Annotated in this window: 1 protein-coding gene; it reads right to left on the bottom strand. The window is 43.9% G+C overall.

Annotation, left to right across the window (positions count from 1 at the left end; all coding sequences use genetic code 11):
• Window positions 1–95 precede the first annotated feature (95 nt).
• Window positions 96–1,532 carry a group II intron reverse transcriptase/maturase gene (gene ltrA, locus BM210_RS34135; protein WP_091177108.1) on the bottom strand — a complete coding sequence of 479 codons (1,437 nt, stop codon included), beginning with the start codon at window positions 1,530–1,532 and terminating at the stop codon, window positions 96–98.
• Between the last annotated feature and the right edge of the window lie 337 nt (window positions 1,533–1,869).

Below are 1,869 nucleotides of genomic sequence, written 5' to 3'. Positions count from 1 at the left end.
AATAAAGTAGGGGAACCACTCTCATGGCTCCCCCCTTATCGAACCGCACGTGCCCTACTAAGGCATACGGCTCACCAACGTGATTCAACTTGAATTTAATATGTAGCTAATCTCTGGGCATACTGCATTTTCCGAACGCGCTCAGGAGTGTAATATTCTTGTCCGCGTTCTTTCATTTTTGCTAATCTACTAGCACTTTTCGCTTTCTGTTTATCCTTCATATACTGGGTATAATTTTCTAATGTGTATCCATATTGCGCTTCATAGTAGAGCCAGAAAGCTGGAATTAGACCAATCCTGACGAAAAATTCGTTGTTCCACTTTGTTGTCATTGCATATCCTTTTCTTTGGCTCGGATGATCATGTATCATTGCTACCCGCAACCGTCGACGTACGTATCCGTCTATCTCAAAGAGTTGGTTTTTGCATGCGTTGATGAAACAGTGACTTTCTTGACCGTGCCGTTTGTTTTCTTCCACTGCATGGTACAACGTTAGAAAGTAATTCACTTTTCCTCGGATGATCGGATTTACTCGTTCTATCCAAGTCTTTTTGTTCAACGTCAGTGTTTTCCGTGTCTTTTCCTTGACCTTCTGTTTGAAGTCTTTCCATGTGCTTTCTTTCGGTTTGGCTACGAAGTATTTCTTCCCGTCTTTCTTTCTCTCTCGCCAATGTTCGAAGGTGAACCCTAAAAAGTCAAAGTCGTCATCTTTAAAATTCACGATCTTTGTTTTCTCCATGGCAACCTCTAATCCAAGCTCTTGCAACGTTTCGCTGGTAATTCCAGCTGCCGTTTGGATCGCTTCTTCCGTCTTAGCGAATAGCAGAAAGTCATCGGCGTAACGCACAAAACGAATGCCATGTTCTTCAAGCTTCCAGTCCAGTTCATTCAGATACAGATTCGCCAGGAGAGGAGAGATGACGCCGCCTTGCGGCGTTCCATAATCTGCCTCGTGGTATTTTCCTTCCTCCATGTACCCCGCTTTGAGCCATTTCCAAATCATGTCAAGTACCGTTCCATCCGCGATGTACTTGGTTAGAACCCCCATCAACTTCTTGTGTGGGATATTGTCAAAGAAACCTCGTATGTCACAGTCGTAAATAAAATTGTGATCCGTTTCTATGTTCCACAGAATAATTTGGGCTACACGCTTTGCGCCGTAGTTCGGACGATACCCACATGACCAGCGATGGAAAATGTGCTCCTCGCATTTCGGTTGTAGTACGTTGACAATGGCTTGTTGCACAATCCGATCCTCAATGTTCGGTATCCCCAGTGGTCGCATCTTCCCGTTTTTCTTTGGGATATAGCGTCTTCGTACAGGTGAGGGGACATATGCTTTATCCCTCAGTTTTCGTAGAAGTTGGCCCAGATTCTCATCCAGTTTCTTCTCGTAACTCTCGATGGTTTCACCATCAATTCCACCTGCACCTTTGTTTTCTTTTACTTGTAACCATGCTTGATGAAGTTTTCTTTCAAACAGAATTTGCCCGTATACACTATGCCATTTTAGCTTCAATTCTTGATTCAAGTCTATCTCTCACCTTTCATCATGCCCATTCCGTTCGTTCTTACCGAAGTAACGTGACGGTTGTCCAGCACCACATTCAAGTGTTTGTCCACGAGGTCGTTCCCCTTCCGTTCGCCAGATGTTTGGTCATCTGGTTACTTCCGTACTATGAGAACGTCTGAATTCTCTACCATGCCTACAACTTCGGCGAAGCCTTATATGTAACCATCCTGATTTTTTTTTCCAGGGGAGTAGAGAATCTCACGGGGTCATCACATCTTCCTTCTGTACATACCCAGCACCTTCACCTGATAAGCCATTGCTATTCGTCTGGTTCATTGGATAGCAATTTTTTTTT

The sequence above is a fragment of the Paenibacillus sp. 1_12 genome (assembly GCF_900114475.1).
GTDB lineage: Bacteria > Bacillota > Bacilli > Paenibacillales > NBRC-103111 > Paenibacillus_S.
The sequence above is the reverse complement of the archived record's forward strand: the minus strand, read 5'-3'. Positions and strand labels throughout refer to the sequence as shown.